The organism is Burkholderia sp. BDU5 (assembly GCF_001522845.1).
Taxonomy (GTDB): Bacteria; Pseudomonadota; Gammaproteobacteria; order Burkholderiales; family Burkholderiaceae; genus Burkholderia; species Burkholderia mayonis.
The window spans coordinates 1-16872 of record NZ_LOWC01000027.1 but is presented as its reverse complement, the minus strand read 5'-3'; the positions used below and the strand labels follow the sequence as shown (position 1 = coordinate 16872).

Sequence of the window (16872 nt, the reverse complement as noted above, 5' to 3'; positions counted from 1 at the left end):
CTCAGATCGCGCGCTTCTCGCGCAGCGCGGCGATCGCCTGCGCGTCGTAGCCGAGCGCGCCGAGCACCTCGTCCGTATGCTCGCCGAGCTCGGGGCCGAGCCAGCGCGTTTCGCCCGGCGTATCGGACAGCTTCGGCGTCACGTTCGGCAGCGGGATCTCCGCGCCGCCCGCGAGTTTGAAACGCTGGATCATCTGGCGCGCGACGAATTGCGGATCGGTGAACATGTCGGCGACGCTGTAGATCCGCGACGCCGGCACGTCGGCCGCGTTCAGCACCGCGAGCGCGTCGTCGATCGTGCACTCGGCGAGCCATGCGCCGATCGCCGCGTCGATCTCCTGCGTGCGCGGCACGCGGCCGTCGTTGTGCGCGAGCGCCGGATCGGCCGCGAGGTCGTCGCGGCCGATCGCCTTCATCAGGCGCTTGAAGATCGGATCGCTGTTGCCGCCGATCACGATGCTGCCATCGCGGCACGGATACGTGTTCGACGGCACGATGCCCGGCAGCGACGCGCCCGTGCGCTCGCGCACGAGCCCGTAGACGCCGTATTCGGGCACGACGCTCTCCATCATGTTGAAGACGGCCTCGTACAGCGCGACGTCGACGACCTGCCCCGCGCCGCCGTTCGCGTTGCGATGATGCAGCGCCATCAGCGCGCCGATCACGCCGTGCAGCGCCGCGATCGAATCGCCGATCGAGATGCCGATGCGCGGCGGCGGCAGTTCCGGGTAGCCCGTGATGTGTCGCAGCCCGCCCATCGATTCGGCGATCGCGCCGAAGCCGGGACGGTCGCGGTACGGGCCCGTCTGCCCGTAGCCGGACAGGCGCACCATCACGAGGCCCGGATTTTCCGCGGACAGCACGTCGTAGCCGAGCCCGAGCTTTTCGAGGAGACCCGGGCGAAAGTTCTCGACGACGATGTCGGCTTCGCGCGCGAGGCGGCGCATGATCTCCTTGCCCTCGTCGGACTTCAGGTTGAGTGTCACCGATTTCTTGTTGCGCGCCTGCACCGACCACCACAGCGACGTGCCGCCCGCCTCCGGATACAGCTTGCGCCACTTGCGCAGCGGGTCGCCGCCGTTCGGATCTTCGATCTTGATGACTTCCGCGCCGAACTCGGCGAAGAGGCGCGCGGCGAACGGGCCCGCGATCAGCGTGCCGAGTTCGAGCACCTTGACGCCCGCGAGCGGGCCGTGGGTTGCGCTCATATCGCTTCCTTGGATCGTTGAACGGAGCGCGGCGTTCGGCCGCGCGGTGCCGGCGCGCGCCGGCTAGATGGTGCGCCTGTCGAGCATCGCGCGGGCGATCGTACCGGCGTCGACGTATTCGAGCTCGCCGCCCACCGGCACGCCGCGCGCGAGCCGCGTGACGGCGAGGCCGCGTGCCTTCAGCGTCTGGCCGAGGTAGTGCGCGGTCGCCTCGCCTTCGTTCGTGAAGTTCGTCGCGAGCACGACTTCCTTCACGACGCCGTCCGACGCGCGGCGCACGAGCCGGTCGAAATGGATCTCCTTCGGACCGATGCCGTCGAGCGGACTCAGGCGGCCCATCAGCACGAAGTACAGCCCGCGGTAGGTCATCGTCTGCTCGAGCATGATCTGATCAGCCGGCGTTTCGACGACGCACAGCAGCGTCGGATCGCGCTCCAGATCGCTGCAGACCTCGCAGATCTGCGCCTCCGTGAACGTGTTGCACTTCTCGCAGTGACGCAGATGCTCGGTCGCGAACAGGAGCGACCGTCCGAGCCGCTCCGCGCCCTCCCGATCGTGCTGCATCAGGTGGTACGCGATGCGCTGCGCGGACTTCGGTCCGACGCCCGGCAGCGCGCGCAGCGCTTCGACGAGCCCGGACAGCGCGGAAGGCGGCTTGATGCTCATGCGCAAACGGCGTCGACCGTACGGTTCATCGTCAGAACGGCAGCTTGAAGCCGGGCGGCAGCGGCAGGCCCGCCGTCATGCCGCTCATCTTCTCCTGCGACGTCGCCTCGGCCTTGCGCACCGCATCGTTGAACGCGGCGGCAACGAGGTCCTCGAGCATGTCCTTGTCGTCGGCAAGCAGGCTCGGATCGATCGACACACGGCGCACTTCGTTGCGGCAGGTCATCGTCACCTTGACGAGCCCCGCGCCCGACTGGCCCTCCACTTCGACGAGGGCCAGTTGCTCCTGCATCTTCTTCATGTTTTCCTGCATCTGCTGGGCCTGCTTCATCAGCCCCGCGAGTTGGCCTTTCATCATGGACTTGCTCCTTCGTAATCGATTGCGAACGGGCGCGATCTTAGCGCCGGTTCATGAATATGGGAATCGGACGCGGGGAGGCGTCCGATTCGCGTCAATGCAGCGTCGGCGCAGCGCCGTCCGCAGCGCCCGCATCCGGGCCGACGGGTCGGATCGAACCCTCGACGATGCTCGCGCCGAATTCGCGCAGCAACTGCTGGACGAACGGATCGGCGCTCATTTCCTGCTCGGCCTCGCGCTGCCGCTTCACGCGCTCGGCGGCGGCGATCGCGGCCGCGGTGCGGCGCGCCGGCCCGACTTCGACAGAGACGTCGACCGGCTTGCCGAGCGCATCCGCGAGCGCCGCCTTCAGCTTCGAGATTTGCGCGGCATCCGCGTATTGCTGCACCGGCACGGCGAGCTTGAGCACGCCGCCGTCGACGGACGTCAGCTCGCTGTTGAACGCAAGCTGATAAGCGACGCCCTTGAGCGGCAGGCTGGCAGCGAGCGTCGGCCATTCGCCGTCGTAGCCGATCGCGTCGAGCGGAATCGCCTCCGGCAGCGGACGCGTGTCGACGGGCGGCGCGGGCGCCGGCTTCGGCGCGACCCGAACGTCGTCGGGACCGCTGCCGAATACCGGCATGAATCCGTCGTCGGGCGGGATGAAACCGTCGTCCATCGAAAACGGCACGTAGTCGTCGGGCGGAATGTCCTCCCACGGCGGCGGCGCGTTGCGAGACTCGGATCGCGCATCCGCGCGCGCAGCGCCGTTCGGCGACGCATCGCCTGGCGCCGAACGGGCGCGCGGCGTCGGCACCGGCACCGGCGCGCGCGGCGCGGACTTCGCCGCGGGTGCGGCAGCCGGCTCGGCCGAGCGGGCGGCACCGGCGCCACGACCGCGATCGGACGACACGCGCATGCCCGCGTTGCGCAGTACGTCGAGCGCCGCGGCCGCACCGGTCGCGCGCGACGCGGATGCGGAACCCTGTGCGGCGAGCGCGGCCGGAGCCGGCGCTTGCCCGGCCGCGACAGGCACCGGCTCCGCAGCGGTTTCAGCCGTCGATGCGGCAGCAGCAGGCGTGGCCGCGGCGATCGTCGCGGCGGATGCCGGCTCGTGCGAAGCGGTCGCGCGCGCCGCGGATTCGGATGCAACGCTTGGCTGCGAGTTTTCCGGTGCGCTCGATTCGGCGCGCGGCGCAGCGGAACGCAATTGCGCGTCGTCCGATCGAGCGCTGGCCGGAACACGCGCGTTCGTGGGCGCGTCGCCACTTCGCTCTGCCGCTGCCGGCTCCGCTTGCGCAGGCGGCAAGTCGGAGCGAACCGCCGCCGCGCGTGCGCCAGCCGCCTTCGGCGCTTGCGCCGTAGCGGCAATCGCCGCCGGCGATGCACTGAGTGCCGCAGCCGCGCGCGCGCTCGACTTCGTCGCCGCGCCGCTCGCCTGAGCCGGCAACCCGCCGCCCGGCGCGCCGCCGCCCGTCGTCGCGGGTTCGAACGCGAGCATCCGCAGCAGCGTCATCGTGAAGCCCGCGTATTCATCGGGCGCGAGACCGAGCTCGCCGCGCCCGACCGTCGCGATCTGATAATAGAGTTGCACCTGCTCGGGACTCATCAGCTCGGCGAAGCGGCGCAGATCGGCCGCTTCCGGCCATTCGTCGAGCACCGACGCCGGTGCGAACTGCGCCCATGCGATCCGGTGCAGCAGGCTCGCGAGATCCTGCAGCGCGGCCGAGAACGACAGGCTGCGCAGCGCCATCTCGTCGGCGACGGCAAGGATCTGCGGACCGTCGGCCGCTGCTAGCGCATCGAGGAGGCGCACCATGTAAGTCTGGTCGAGCGTGCCTAGCATGCCGGACACGGCGGTTTCCGTCACTTCGTTCGCCGAATACGCGATCGCCTGGTCGGTCAGCGACAGCGCGTCGCGCATGCTGCCTTGCGCGGCGCGCGCGAGAAGACGCAGCGCCTGCGGCTCGAACGCGATCTTTTCTTCGCCCAGAATCCGTTCGAGATGCGACACGATGTGCCCAGCCGGCATCTGCTTCAAATTGAACTGCAGGCAGCGCGACAACACAGTGACAGGGATCTTTTGCGGATCGGTGGTCGCGAGGATGAATTTGACGTGCGGCGGCGGCTCCTCGAGCGTCTTCAGCATCGCGTTGAACGCGTGATTCGTCAACATGTGCACTTCGTCGATCATGTAGACCTTGAAGCGCGCATCGACGGGCGCGTACACCGCGCGCTCGAGCAGCGCGGCCATTTCGTCGACGCCGCGATTGCTCGCCGCGTCCATTTCGACATAGTCGACGAAGCGTCCCTCATCGATTTCGCGGCACGCGCGGCACACGCCGCACGGCTGCGACGTGACGCCCGTCTCGCAATTGAGCGCCTTCGCGAAGATTCGCGACAGCGTGGTCTTGCCGACGCCGCGCGTGCCTGTAAATAGATAGGCGTGGTGCAAACGCCCGCCGTCGAGCGCGTGCGTGAGCGCCCTGACGACGTGCTCCTGGCCGACGAGCGAAGCGAAATCCTTCGGACGCCACTTGCGTGCGAGAACTTGATAGGTCATCGGGAAATTGTATCAGCAACGCTGCGCCGCGCCGACAGGTTGAACGTCGCGAAGCACGCGCACATCGGAGTCGATTGGGAAGCGAAAGGAAAGGGAAGAAAACGGAAGAACGTGCGCGGGAAATACAAGCGGAAGGTGACGAGCCCGACCCTCGGCACTGGCGGAAAACGGCTGTGGCTGCTTCGTTCCCGACCTGACCAGGTTGACCACCCCACCATGCGAGGAGGCCCGTCACGGCGCATTCTAGCATCGCTTCGCGCGCGGCGCGACCGTTATTCGCATACGAGACGATAAATCGCGCCATTCCCAATGCCGATCCGCGCTTTCCCGAACGCACCGCCGTCGATTATCCGATTGCCCCCTTGCAATTCGCTGCGCCGCGCCCATTTGATGCACACGCGGGCGGCGAGCCGGATGCGCATCACCCCTTATTCGCGTAGCGGCTACTATCGCCGTCAACAGCAGATAGCAATTTAGGCTAATATGACGCCCGAATGACCCGCGAGCCGCGGCATGCAGCGCTCACGCCCTTCTTTTCGCAAGAGCGGAGCTTCCTGCCCCGGCGACCGGCAAAGCCCGTGGGCAGCCGGCGCAGGCAGTCCCCGAACCGAAAGAGGTATTGACCCAATGAGCGAACAGATCAAACACATCAGCGACGCATCGTTCGAGCAGGACGTCGTCAAGTCCGACAAGCCGGTCCTGCTGGACTTCTGGGCCGAGTGGTGCGGTCCGTGCAAGATGATCGCCCCGATCCTCGACGAAGTCGCGAAGGACTACGGCGACAAGCTGCAGATCGCGAAGATCAATGTCGACGACAACCAGGCGACGCCCGCGAAGTTCGGCGTGCGCGGCATCCCGACGCTGATCCTCTTCAAGAACGGCGCGGTCGCCGCGCAGAAGGTCGGCGCGCTGTCGAAGTCGCAACTTACCGCGTTCCTGGACAGCCATCTCTAAACGGATACACCGCGGCGCACGTGTTGTCAGCCGACAACACATGCGCCGCGAAATCCGCCGATCGGCCGCTCAAGCCCGAATCGGCCTATGCTAGAATCAAAAACGTCGATAAGACGCATATAAGTCTCTGAGCGCTTCCGCTCGCCCTCCTCCCTATATCTTTCGTCGCATCTCCTCCCTGGCGGGATCTCCGTATGCATTTATCCGAGCTCAAGTCTCTGCACGTCTCCGAATTGATCGAAATGGCCAATGGCCTGGAGATCGAAAACGCGAACCGCCTGCGCAAGCAGGAGTTGATGTTCGCCATTCTCAAAAAGCGCGCCAAGACGGGAGAAACGATCTTCGGCGACGGCACGCTCGAAGTGCTGCCGGATGGTTTCGGCTTCCTGCGCTCGCCGGAAATGTCGTACCTCGCGAGCACCGACGACATCTACATCAGCCCGTCGCAGATCCGCCGCTTCAACCTGCACACCGGCGACACGATCGAAGGCGAAGTCCGCACGCCGAAGGACGGCGAGCGCTATTTCGCGCTCGTGAAGGTCGACAAAGTCAACGGGCAGCCGCCCGAGGCCTCGAAACACAAGATCATGTTCGAGAACCTCACGCCGCTCCACCCGAACAAGCCGCTGTCGCTCGAGCGCGAAATGCGCGGCGAGGAAAACGTGACGGGCCGCATCATCGACATGATCGCGCCGATCGGCAAGGGCCAGCGCGGCCTGCTCGTCGCGTCGCCAAAGTCCGGCAAGACCGTGATGCTTCAACACATCGCGCATGCGATCAAGCAGAACCATCCGGACGTGATCCTGTTCGTGCTCCTCATCGACGAGCGCCCCGAAGAAGTGACCGAAATGCAGCGCTCGGTCGCGGGCGAAGTGATCGCGTCGACGTTCGACGAACCGGCCACGCGTCACGTGCAGGTCGCCGAAATGGTGATCGAGAAGGCCAAGCGCCTCGTCGAAATGAAGCACGACGTCGTGATCCTGCTCGACTCGATCACGCGTCTCGCACGCGCGTACAACACCGTGATCCCGGCGTCGGGCAAGGTGCTGACGGGCGGCGTTGACGCGAACGCGCTGCAGCGCCCCAAGCGCTTCTTCGGCGCGGCGCGCAACATCGAGGAAGGCGGCTCGCTCACGATCATCGGCACCGCGCTGATCGAAACCGGCAGCCGTATGGACGACGTGATCTACGAAGAGTTCAAGGGCACGGGCAACATGGAAGTGCACCTCGAGCGCCGCCTCGCGGAAAAGCGCGTCTATCCGTCGATCAACCTGAACAAGTCCGGCACGCGTCGCGAAGAAATGCTGATCAAGCCCGAGATCCTCCAAAAAATCTGGGTGCTGCGCAAGTTCATCCACGACATGGACGAAGTCGAAGCGATGGAATTCCTGCTCGACAAGATCCGCCAGACGAAGAGCAACGCAGAATTCTTCGATCTGATGCGCCGCGGCGGCTGACGCCCGCTCCGCTCGCTCGCCGCAGTGAAGAACCGCCCGTTCGCCGGGCGGTTTTTTATAGATCAACATGTACGTGAACGTACACGTTGATCTATAATCGCGGATATCGACCCTTCGTCGTCCGGAGATTTCCCAGCCATGAGCGACGCCCCTCCCACCCTGCTCCTGACCGTACGCGACGCCGCCGCGCGGCTCGGCGTGACGCCGCGCACGCTCAAGTACTACGAGGAGCGCGGGCTCATCACGCCGTCGCGCAGCGAAGGCCGCTACCGGCTGTATGACGCCTCGGATCTCGAGCGCTTCGAGCGCATCCTGCGGTTGCGCGCGCTCGGCTTCTCGCTGCACGGCATCACCGAGATGCTGAAGCGCCCGCTCGAAGCGACGGGCGACGGGCGGCGGCGCTACTCGGACGCGTCGCTGCGCGACATTCACGCGGATCTGTCGCAGCAGATCGCGACGCTCGATGCGCGCATCGCCGCCGCACAGCGTGAATTGAAGGAGGTGCGCGCGCTGAAGAAAGAGTTGCAGCACGACATCGATTATGTCGAGCGCCGGCTCGCCGGCGAAAACCCCGACGAGTTGATCGCCCAGCGCCGGGCCGCGGCGCACGGCCGCCAATCGAGCAGCCGCAAGACGGGCGGGACCGACGCATGAGCGCAACGCCGGATCGGCCGCCGCTTTGGAGCGCCGCGAACCTGCGCGGCGATTTCTTTCCATGGGTGCTCGCGATCGTCACCGGCCTCGACTACTTCGACAACGCGGCGTTCTCGTTTTTCGCGAGCTACATCGCGGGCGGGATCAATGCGTCGCCGGACGAGCTCGTGTGGGCGTCGAGCACGTACGCGGTGACCGCGGTGCTTGGCATCCTGCAGCAGCAATGGTGGGTCGACCGGCTCGGGCATCGCCGCTACGTCGCCGGCTGCATGCTGATGTTCTCGCTCGGCGCGGCGGCCGCGGCGCTCGCGGACACGTCGCTGCAGCTCGCATTCGCGCGCGGCTTTCAAGGCTATTTCATCGGCCCGATGATGGGCGCGTGCCGGATCCTGATCCAGACCAGCTTCGCGCCGAAAGACCGCCCGCCCGCGACGCGCGCGTTCCTCATCATGCTGCTGCTCGGCAGCGCGCTCGCGCCGATCGCGGGCGGCCTGCTGGTCGCGCACTTCACGTGGCGCGCCCTGTTCGCGTGCACGGTGCCGACGGGCATCCTGTTCGCCGCGCTCGCATTCGTCGCGCTGCCGGATTCCGGCCACACGCCGCCCGACGAGCGCGGCAGCGCGCATTTCTGGCCGTACGTGACCTTCGCGCTCGCGCAGGCCGCGCTGCAGATCGTGATGCAGCAGGTGCGCTTCCAGCTCTTCGCCGGCTCGCCGCAGCTCGTGCTGCTGACGGCGGGCGGCCTCGCCGCGCTCGCGTGGTTCGGCTACCACCAGTGGCGCCATCCGGCGCCGCTCGTGCGGCTGCACGCGTTTCGCGAGCGCACGTTTCAGGTCGGCCTGCTGCTCTATATGTTCTATTACTACGAGACGACGGGCTACAGCTACCTGATCTCCCGCTTTCTCGAAACCGGACTCGGCTATCCGGTCGAGAACGCCGGGCGGCTCGTCGGCACGATGTCGCTGATCTCCGCGAGCGCGCTCTTCGTCTATCTGCGCTACGCGGCGCGGCTCACGCACAAGAAATGGATCATCGTGCCGGGCTTCGCGATGGCCGCGTTCGCCGCACTGTGGATGACGCGGATGGCGCCCGACGTCGGCCAGGCCGCGCTCGTCGTGCCGCTCCTGATGCGCGGGCTGCTGCTCCTTTTCATCGTGCTGCCCGTCGCGAATCTAACGTTCCGCGTGTTCGCGATCGAAGAATATTCGCACGGCTACCGGCTGAAGAACATCGTTCGACAACTGACGATCTCGTTCGCGACCGCGTCCGTCATCATCGTCGAGCAGCACCGGCTCGCCGTGCATCAGACGCGGCTCGTCGAGCAGGCGAACGTCTACAACCCGCTGTTCCAGCAGACCATCGATACGCTGACGCGCAGCTTCGCCGAGGCGGGCCACGCGCTGAACGAGGCGCACGCGCTCGCGCTCGTCACCGTGAGCCGGACGATCGCGCAGCAGGCGTCGTTTCTGTCGTCGCTCGACGGCTTCTATTTCCTCGCGGGCGTCGCGATCTGCGGCGGCATCTTCGCCGCCTGGCAAAAAGAGATCGATTGAGGTACGTTTAGCGCCTGTCGCTTCACGCCCTCGCCATCCCGATGTTTTCCAAACTCACCCAGTGGTTCGACGCGCGCCGCCGCGACCGCGCGCTGCGCGCGCATCCGATCCCGGATGCGCTGTGGCGCGACACGCTCGAGCACCTGCCGTTTCTGTCGTATCTGTCGACCGAAGACCGTGAGCGGCTGCGCGAGACGACGAGTCTCTTTCTCGCTCAGAAGTCGTTCTCGACCGCGCACGGGCTCGAGCTCACCGATGCGATCGTCGTCGGCATCGCCGTGCAAGCGTGCGTGCCCGTGCTGAATCTCGGCCTCGACCTGTATCGCGGCTGGGTCGGCATCGTCGTCTATCCGGGCGAGTTCGTGATCCGCAAGACGGTCGAGGACGAGGACGGCGTCGTTCACGAGGTCGAGCACGACGCGAGCGGCGAAGCGTGGGAAGGCGGCCCGGTGATCCTGTCGTGGGAGGACGTGCAGATGTCGGACGGCTCGGACGCGTACAACGTCGTGATCCACGAATTCGCGCACAAGATCGACATGATGAGCGGCCCGGCCGACGGTCATCCGCCCCTTTTTCGCCGCTGGCACGCGCCGGACCTCGACGCCGAACGCTGGGCCGACGTGTTCGACCATGCGTACGACCAATTCTGCGACCGCGTCGACGCGGTGCCGGACCGCGCGTGGGCGCGCTTCGAGCGCGATTCGCTGATCGATCCGTATGCGGCCGACCACCCGTCGGAATTCTTCGCGGTCTGCAGCGAAGCGCTCTTCGTCAAGCCCCGGGCGTTCGAGGCCGAATTTCCGGAGCTTTACCGGCTGCTCGCCCGCTATTACCGGCAGGATCCCGCGCAAACGGGTGTCCTCGCGCAGCCCGCGGCGCGCGCTTGACGGACGAAAAATTCGCCAGGCGTCTGATTTTCTGGCATAATCGCGAGCTTTCGACCTTAGGCAAGTGGCTCGCGCCGGGCTTTCGCACCTCGGCACCGCGCAGCGCCGACCGGCGTCGATTCACGACGCGCCCAGCACGCATGTCCGGCTGTCCGGACATGATGCGAAGCGCGATGCGCAAGCGGCGGGCTGGCTACCGCTCTTACACTGGAAAAACCATGAAACAAGGCATTCACCCGGATTACCGCGAAGTCGTCTTCCAAGACATGTCGAACGGCTTCAAGTTCATCACGCGCTCGACGATCCAGACGCGCGAAACCGTCGAGCTCGACGGCAAGACCTACCCGCTCGCGAAGATCGAAGTGTCGTCGGAGTCGCACTCGTTCTACACCGGCCAGCAAAAGATCATGGATACGGCGGGCCGCGTCGAGAAGTTCAAGAACAAGTTCGGCGCACGCGCCAGCGGCAAGGCTGCGAAGTAAGCTTCGCGCCCCGTCGGCACCGGCCTCGCGCCGGACCGGCTCCGCAAAGAAGGCAGCCCAGGCTGCCTTTTTTTGTCCCCGCTCATCCCGCACGGTCGCCGAGCGCCGCGCGGGCCATCCGGTTCGCTGACGCGCGTCGTCCAGCGCGTCTACAATGCCGGATGCTCGAAATGGCCCGCCGCGCCCGCGTCGGGCATGTCACCCATCCTCTGCCGCCCATCTGCATGAAGCCTGTCGTTCGCCTTACCGCTTCCGCCACCCGAGCACTGCCGCGCTGGCTGCTGCTCACGCTTTGCATCGTCTATGCGGCGTTCGGGCTGTTCGGCCGCGATCCGTGGAAGAACGAGGACGCGGCGGGCTTCGGCGTGATGTGGACGATGGCGCAAGGCGGGCTGCACGACTGGCTGCTGCCGAATCTCGTCGGCAAATTCGTCACGTCCGACGGGCCGCTCGGCTACTGGCTCGGCAGCCTTGCGATCCGCGCGCTGCCGTGGATCGACGCGAGCAACGCGTCGCGTGTCTATTCGGGTGTGTTGTTCTGCGTCGCGTCCACGTTCGTCTGGTACGCCGCGTACCTGCTCGGCCGGCGCGCCGAAATCCAGCCGTTCAAGTATGCGTTCGGCGGCGAGCCCGAGCCGCGCGATTACGGCCGCACGCTCGCCGACGGCGCACTCCTCGTCCTGCTCGCCTGTTTCGGCCTCGCCGAGCGCGGCCACGAAACCACGCCGCAGCTCGCGCAATTCGCATGGATCGCGATGTTGGTCTACGGGCTCGTGCGCGCGATCGACAAGCCCGCGCAAGGCGCGCTCTGGTGGGGCATCGCGCTCGGCCTCGTCGCGCTGTCGGGCAATCCGGTGCTCGTCGCCGCGCTCGCAGTCGGCACGCTCGCGCTCTATCTCGTCACGCCCGAGATCCGCTGCGTGCAGTTGCCCGCGATCGGGCTGCCGCTCGCCGTCGCGGTGTTCGCGATCTGGCCGTTCGCCGCGCTCGCCGCCTTCCCGGATGACGCGAGCTGGTTCTTCAATCAATGGCTGCACGGCAGCCTGATGCGCTTCTCCGGCCCGCCGACGACGGTGCTCGCGTACGCGGCGAAGAACCTTCCGCTCTTCACGTGGCCCGCTTGGCCGCTCGCGATCTGGGCGTGGGTGAGCTGGGCGGGCCTGCGCCGCCGGCCGCATATCGCGATTCCGCTGTCGGTCGTCATGCCGCTCGTCGCGCTCGTGATCCTGCAAAGCCAGCAGACGAACCGGATGTACATGCTGCTGCTGCCGCCCCTCGCCGTCGTCGCGACGTTCGCGCTGCCGACGCTCAAGCGCGGCGCGATCAACGCGATCGACTGGTTCGCGGTGCTGAGCTTCACCATCCTCGGCACGTTCGTGTGGCTCGTGTGGCTCGCGTCGCTGACGGGCTTCCCGCATCCGCTCGCGCGCAATCTCGGCCGCCTCGTGCCGGGCTACGAGCCGCACTTCAAGGTGCTGTCGTTCGTCTGCGCGGTCGCGGCGACCGCATGCTGGCTGATGCTCGTGCGCTGGCGCATCTCGCGGCAGCCGAAGGTGCTGTGGCGCAGCGTCGTGCTGTCGAGCGCGGGCACGACGCTGATGTGGGTGCTGCTGATGACGCTGTGGCTGCCGATCGTCAACTACAGCCGGACCTATCGCGACGTCGCGCAGCAGATCGCCGCGCACCTGCCGTCCGACTACGAGTGCATCTCGCCCGTGCGCCTCGGCGACGCGCAGATCGCGACGTTCGCGTACTTCGGCGACATGCACTTCTCGTTCACCGAGGATTGCGACGTGATCCTGCGCCAGGACCGCGCGGACTTCGGCGAGCCGAGCTCGATGTCGCAGTACGTGTGGCGCCTCGTGTGGGAAGGCCGCCGCGCCGCCGACCGCGACGAGCGCTTCCGCCTGTACGAACGGATCGAACGCCCGAAAACGCCCGTCAAGCGCCGCCCGCTGCACAAGGCCCGCTGACCGATGCTCGGCGACATCCGCAAGATTGCCGGTCTCGCGTGGCCGGTGCTCGTCGGCCAGCTTGCGATCATCGCGTTCGGCGTGATCGACACTGCGATGGTCGGCCGCTTCTCCGCGCTCGATCTCGCGGCGCTCGGGCTCGGCACGTCGATCTACATCTCCGTGTTCATCGGGCTGACCGGGATCCTGTCCGCCCTGCAGCCGATCGCGGGACAGCTGTACGGCGCGCGACGCTACGCCGAGATCGGCGAGGAAGCGCGCCAGGCGATGTGGCTCGCCGTGCTGCTCGCGATCCCCGGCTTCCTGCTGCTGCATTTTCCGCAACCGCTGCTGCAAATCGCGCACGCGCCCGCCGAGCTGCACGAGCGCACGGTTGCCTATCTGCGCATTCTGTCGTTCGGGCTGCCCGCGAGCCTCCTCTTTCGGATCTACAACGCGCTGACGAACGCGGCAGGCAAGCCGCGGCTCGCGATGATCCTGCAGCTCGGCGCGCTCGTCGTCAAAGTGCCGCTCAACATCTGGTTCATTTTCGGCGGCCTCGGCGTGCCCGCGCTCGGCGGCCCCGGCTGCGGGCTCGCGAGCACACTGGTCAACTGGGCGCTCGCGACCGTCGGCTTCACGCTGCTCGCGAAACTCGACGTGTTCGAGCCGCTCGCGATCTTCTCGCGCTTCACGCGGCCCGTCTGGCAGCGGCAGAAGGCCCTCCTCACGCTCGGCGTGCCAATGGGGCTCTCATATCTGATCGAGGTCACGTCGTACACGTTCATGGCGCTCTTCATCGCGCAGTTCGGCACGACGACGCTCGCCGGCCATCAGATCGCGAGCAACGTCGGCGCGGTGCTGTACATGACGCCGCTTTCCATCGGCGTCGCGTCGTCGACGCTCGTCGCGCGCGCGCTCGGCGCGAAGCGGCTCGACGAAGCGCGCGCGCTCGGCCGGCACGGGATCGCGCTTGCATGCGCGGCCGCGTGCGTATACGGGATCGTCGTGTTCGCGCTGCGGCCGCTGATCGTATCGGGCTACACGCCGAATCCGGCCGTCGCCGCGGCTGCGATGCCGCTCATCGCGATCGTGACGTTCTATCACTTCTTCGACGCGCTGCAGATCACGACCGCGTTCGTGCTGCGCGCACACAAGGTCGCCGTCGTGCCGACCGCGATCTATGCGATCGCGCTGTGGGGCGTCGGGCTCGGCGGCGGCTATCTGCTCGGCTTCGACGTCGGCGGCGTCGTGCCGGCGTCGCTCACGGGCGCGCGCGGCTTCTGGATCGCCAACACGGCGAGCCTGATCCTCGCGGGCGGCGGGCTCGCGCTCTATCTGCGACGCATCGGGCGGCGGGATCTGAGCGGCGGGCGGTGACGGGCGGCGGGTGCCGCGCGCTTCCTGCCCTTGCGGTTTTCGATGCGCGAATTCTGCCTTCTGCATTCCGGCGCTCGGCCTCTCGCCCCTATGTCGAGCCTGCATGTCAGCGCCCACGCGCCAGTTCCCCCGAGTGGCGTATCGCCAAGTCCGGCATCGTCGCGCCGCATCGCGCGTGAGCGCGGCGGCGTCGGCCGCCGCAGCGGTCGTCACGCATGCGCGCGCGCGTCGGCGGCATCACGTTGTTCGAACACGTCGCGTGCGGCGAAGAGCGCGTTGATCGCGGCCGGGAAGCCCGCGTACACGGCCATCTGCATGAACACCTCGACGATCTCGTCGCGCGTGCAGCCGACATTGAGCGCCGCCTCGATGTGCACCTTCAGCTGCGGCTGCGCGTGGCCCAGCGTCGCGAGCGACGCGATCGTCGCGATCTCGCGCGACCTCAGATCGAGCTGCGGCCGGCTGTAGATGTCGCCGAAACCGAACTCGACAAGCAGCCGCCCGAAGTCGGGCGCGATCGGCGCGAGCGCCGCGACCACGCGCTCGCCGACGTCGCCGTCGATTTCCTTCAGCTTGTTCCAGCCTCGCGTATAGCGGTCTTCTGCGGTGCATTGTTCCATCGTTCGTCCTTGTCCGGTTGAGGTTGATTCGCCTGTCGAATCGCGTCGCGCTCGGCCCGCTCGTAATACGCGATCTTGTCGACGATCGCGTCGAGGTTCGTCTGCAGCGTGTCGATCTGTGCGCGCACCCTGTCGCGATGCGCGGCGAGAAGCGCACGCCGCTCGCCGATCGTCGCGTCGCCCAGCGCGCGCAGCTCGGCGAACGCGTGCATCCCGGCGATCGGCATCCCGGTCGCCTTCAGGCGCATCACGAAGCGCAGCCAATCGAGATCGGCGGGCGCGTACAGCCGATGCCCCGACTGCGTGCGCGAGATCGACCGCAGCAGGCCGGCCTGTTCGTAGTAGCGCAGCGTGTGCGTCGACACGCCGACGAGCGCGGCGACCTGGCCGATCGTCAACGCGCGCGGGGACGTTTGCTTCGATGCGTTCGACATGACGTTCTCAAGGTTAGGACTTAGAGTGCACTCTAAGTCAAGCAGCGCGTGATGGCCAGCGGCGGCATAGTGCGAATCGCCTCGCGGCGACGGAGGTCGCACTGCCGGCGAGAACGGGCGTTGACGAGTAAGCGGGCGGAGGTCCGGGCGACCCGGCAAACTGCAGCCGATATCCGGGATTTGGGACCCGCGGATCTCGGTCGGCAGGGTTCGTGATTACCGATTGCCCCCGTCCGGCCCGATTTCCGTCAAAGATGGTAAAAACCCGCCCGCATGCCCCGCCGCAACCTTTACAGTGTGGCCGTCGATGCGCAACATTGCCCCCGCTGTCTTAAAAAGGGCACGCATTTGTCCTATGCTTGAACGCAACGCCCGGCCCGCGCCGCGCGCCGGCGTCCGTTCTGACAGCCATTCATCCGTTTCGTCACAAGGGAGCCCCCGCCATGCTGAAAAAGCTGCTGATGCTGGTCGTCGCACTGTCGCTTTCGCTGACCGCAGCGTTCGCCGCCGCGGTCGAAGTCAATACCGCCGATCAGGCGGCGCTCGAATCGGTGAAGGGCCTCGGCCCGGTGAAGTCGAAGGCGATCATCGACGAGCGCGCGAAGCACGGCCCGTTCAAGGACGCCGACGATCTCGCGAGCCGCGTGAAGGGCCTCGGCGCGAAGTCGGTCGCCAATCTCGAGGCGGCAGGCTTGACGATCGGCGGCTCGTCGACGCCGCCGGCGGGCGCGAAGGCGAAGACCAGCACGGCGAAGCCGGCCGCGACCACGACGACCGCCGCACCGGCGCCGACGCCGGCCACGATGACGCCGTCGCCTGCCGCCACCACGCCGGCGACGGCGGCGAGCACGCCGACGGCGAAGAAGACGCGTGCGTCGAAGAAGAAGGAAAAAGCCGCGGCAGTTGCAAGCGCCGCAACCGACGCGAGCGCGCCGGCCGCCGCGTCGTCGACAAAGGCGAAGGGCTCGAAGAAGAGCAAGAAGAACAAGGCGGCGACGCCCGCGCCCGCTGCATCGGGCGCATAAGTCGGGCGCCGCGCGCCGCGCGCGGCGTCTTCGTTCCACCGGCGCCGTTCGCGGCGCCGCCTCAACCTAGCAGGTGAATCATGGGTCTACTCGACATCGTTGGCGGTCTGATCGGCGGCCAAGGCGGCAATCAGAACGCGCTCGTCAGCGCCGCGCTGGAATTCATCAACAACCAGCCGGGCGGCCTGAACGGCCTCATCGAGAAATTCAACGCGGGCGGCGCGGGCGGAATCATCGGCTCGTGGATCGGCACCGGCGAAAACCAGCCGATCTCGTCGGAGACGCTGCAGAATGTGCTCGGCTCGGACACGGTCGGCGCGCTCGCGCAGAAGATCGGCGTCGATCCGCAGCAGGCGTCCGGCATCCTCGCGCAGGTGCTGCCGCACATCGTCAACGGCGCGACGCCGAACGGCGAAGTGCCGGCGAACGGCCAGCTCGACACGTCGAACGTGCTCGGCACGCTGTCGCAGCTGGCGGGCCTGTTCGGCAACAAGCAGGCCTGAGCGGCAGCGCACGGCATCGCGTGCGGCGCCGTCGGCGCCCCGCGCGATGCCCCCGCCACGGCGGCCGCAGAAACGCGCCGCCGGTAATCGGGATAGGGGCGGCCAGTGACCTAGCCGATCGCCTCCCACACCACCCGGCATGCGGGTCCGCACCGGGCGGTTCGAGTAGTTGAGGTCAGGTGAGGCGAGGCCTGCCCA

At 67.2% G+C, this 16872-nt stretch carries 16 protein-coding genes and 1 other RNA gene; 10 read left to right on the top strand and 7 right to left on the bottom strand.

Features of this window, described 5'->3' with window-relative positions:
- Position 1 precedes the first annotated feature (1 nt).
- The 5 genes from WS69_RS05200 to ffs all read right to left on the bottom strand — a co-directional run bounded on the left by WS69_RS05200 (position 2) and on the right by ffs (position 5006).
- Positions 2-1207, bottom strand: coding sequence for a CaiB/BaiF CoA transferase family protein (locus WS69_RS05200; RefSeq protein ID WP_059469739.1), 1206 nt, complete (start codon positions 1205-1207; stop codon positions 2-4).
- A 63-nt stretch (positions 1208-1270) separates the two neighbouring features.
- Positions 1271-1873 carry a recombination mediator RecR gene (gene recR, locus WS69_RS05195; protein WP_082715960.1) on the bottom strand — a complete coding sequence of 201 codons (603 nt, stop codon included), beginning with the start codon at positions 1871-1873 and terminating at the stop codon, positions 1271-1273.
- A gap of 31 nt (positions 1874-1904) precedes the next feature.
- Entirely contained in the window at positions 1905-2231 is a 327-nt protein-coding gene (locus tag WS69_RS05190) for a YbaB/EbfC family nucleoid-associated protein (protein ID WP_059469738.1), read from the bottom strand.
- Positions 2232-2325: 94 nt separating this feature from the next.
- Entirely contained in the window at positions 2326-4773 is a 2448-nt protein-coding gene (locus WS69_RS05185) for a DNA polymerase III subunit gamma/tau (protein ID WP_059469737.1), read from the bottom strand.
- Between the two features lie 134 nt (positions 4774-4907).
- Positions 4908-5006, bottom strand: an RNA gene (gene ffs / locus WS69_RS05180) — signal recognition particle sRNA small type.
- Between the two features lie 394 nt (positions 5007-5400).
- Between ffs and trxA the strand changes: the two genes are divergently transcribed.
- The 8 genes from trxA to WS69_RS05140 all read left to right on the top strand — a co-directional run bounded on the left by trxA (position 5401) and on the right by WS69_RS05140 (position 14092).
- Entirely contained in the window at positions 5401-5727 is a 327-nt protein-coding gene (gene trxA, locus WS69_RS05175) for a thioredoxin TrxA (protein ID WP_009890789.1), read from the top strand.
- A gap of 194 nt (positions 5728-5921) precedes the next feature.
- Entirely contained in the window at positions 5922-7184 is a 1263-nt protein-coding gene (rho, locus tag WS69_RS05170; protein WP_059469736.1) for a transcription termination factor Rho, read from the top strand.
- 138 nt (positions 7185-7322) lie between these two features.
- A complete protein-coding gene (locus WS69_RS05165) occupies positions 7323-7838 on the top strand; it encodes a MerR family transcriptional regulator (protein ID WP_059469735.1) in 516 nt (171 codons plus the stop codon).
- Positions 7835-9391: an MFS transporter gene (locus tag WS69_RS05160; RefSeq protein WP_059469734.1), complete on the top strand. Its 1557-nt coding sequence runs from the start codon at positions 7835-7837 to the stop codon at positions 9389-9391. The genes WS69_RS05165 and WS69_RS05160 overlap by 4 nt, the downstream gene beginning before the upstream one ends.
- Before the next feature lie 41 nt (positions 9392-9432).
- Entirely contained in the window at positions 9433-10278 is an 846-nt protein-coding gene (locus WS69_RS05155; protein ID WP_059469733.1) for a zinc-dependent peptidase, read from the top strand.
- A gap of 218 nt (positions 10279-10496) precedes the next feature.
- Positions 10497-10760: a type B 50S ribosomal protein L31 gene (locus WS69_RS05150; RefSeq protein ID WP_010103191.1), complete on the top strand. Its 264-nt coding sequence runs from the start codon at positions 10497-10499 to the stop codon at positions 10758-10760.
- A gap of 224 nt (positions 10761-10984) precedes the next feature.
- Positions 10985-12733 carry an ArnT family glycosyltransferase gene (locus tag WS69_RS05145; RefSeq protein ID WP_059469732.1) on the top strand — a complete coding sequence of 583 codons (1749 nt, stop codon included), beginning with the start codon at positions 10985-10987 and terminating at the stop codon, positions 12731-12733.
- Positions 12734-12736: 3 nt separating this feature from the next.
- Entirely contained in the window at positions 12737-14092 is a 1356-nt protein-coding gene (locus WS69_RS05140; protein ID WP_059469731.1) for an MATE family efflux transporter, read from the top strand.
- Between the two features lie 209 nt (positions 14093-14301).
- Here the strand turns inward: WS69_RS05140 and WS69_RS05135 are convergent, their stop codons facing one another.
- Entirely contained in the window at positions 14302-14712 is a 411-nt protein-coding gene (locus tag WS69_RS05135) for a carboxymuconolactone decarboxylase family protein (RefSeq protein WP_059469730.1), read from the bottom strand.
- A complete protein-coding gene (locus WS69_RS05130) occupies positions 14661-15146 on the bottom strand; it encodes a MerR family transcriptional regulator (protein ID WP_059469729.1) in 486 nt (161 codons plus the stop codon). The genes WS69_RS05135 and WS69_RS05130 overlap by 52 nt, the downstream gene beginning before the upstream one ends.
- A 443-nt stretch (positions 15147-15589) precedes the next feature.
- Here WS69_RS05130 and WS69_RS05125 point away from each other — a divergent pair, with 443 nt between their 5' ends.
- Together WS69_RS05125 and WS69_RS05120 are read left to right on the top strand one after the other, a co-directional pair.
- Positions 15590-16171 carry a ComEA family DNA-binding protein gene (locus WS69_RS05125; RefSeq protein ID WP_059469728.1) on the top strand — a complete coding sequence of 194 codons (582 nt, stop codon included), beginning with the start codon at positions 15590-15592 and terminating at the stop codon, positions 16169-16171.
- 80 nt (positions 16172-16251) lie between these two features.
- On the top strand, positions 16252-16674 hold the full coding sequence (locus tag WS69_RS05120) for a YidB family protein (protein ID WP_059469727.1): 423 nt from the start codon (positions 16252-16254) through the stop codon (positions 16672-16674).
- Positions 16675-16872: the final 198 nt, after the last annotated feature.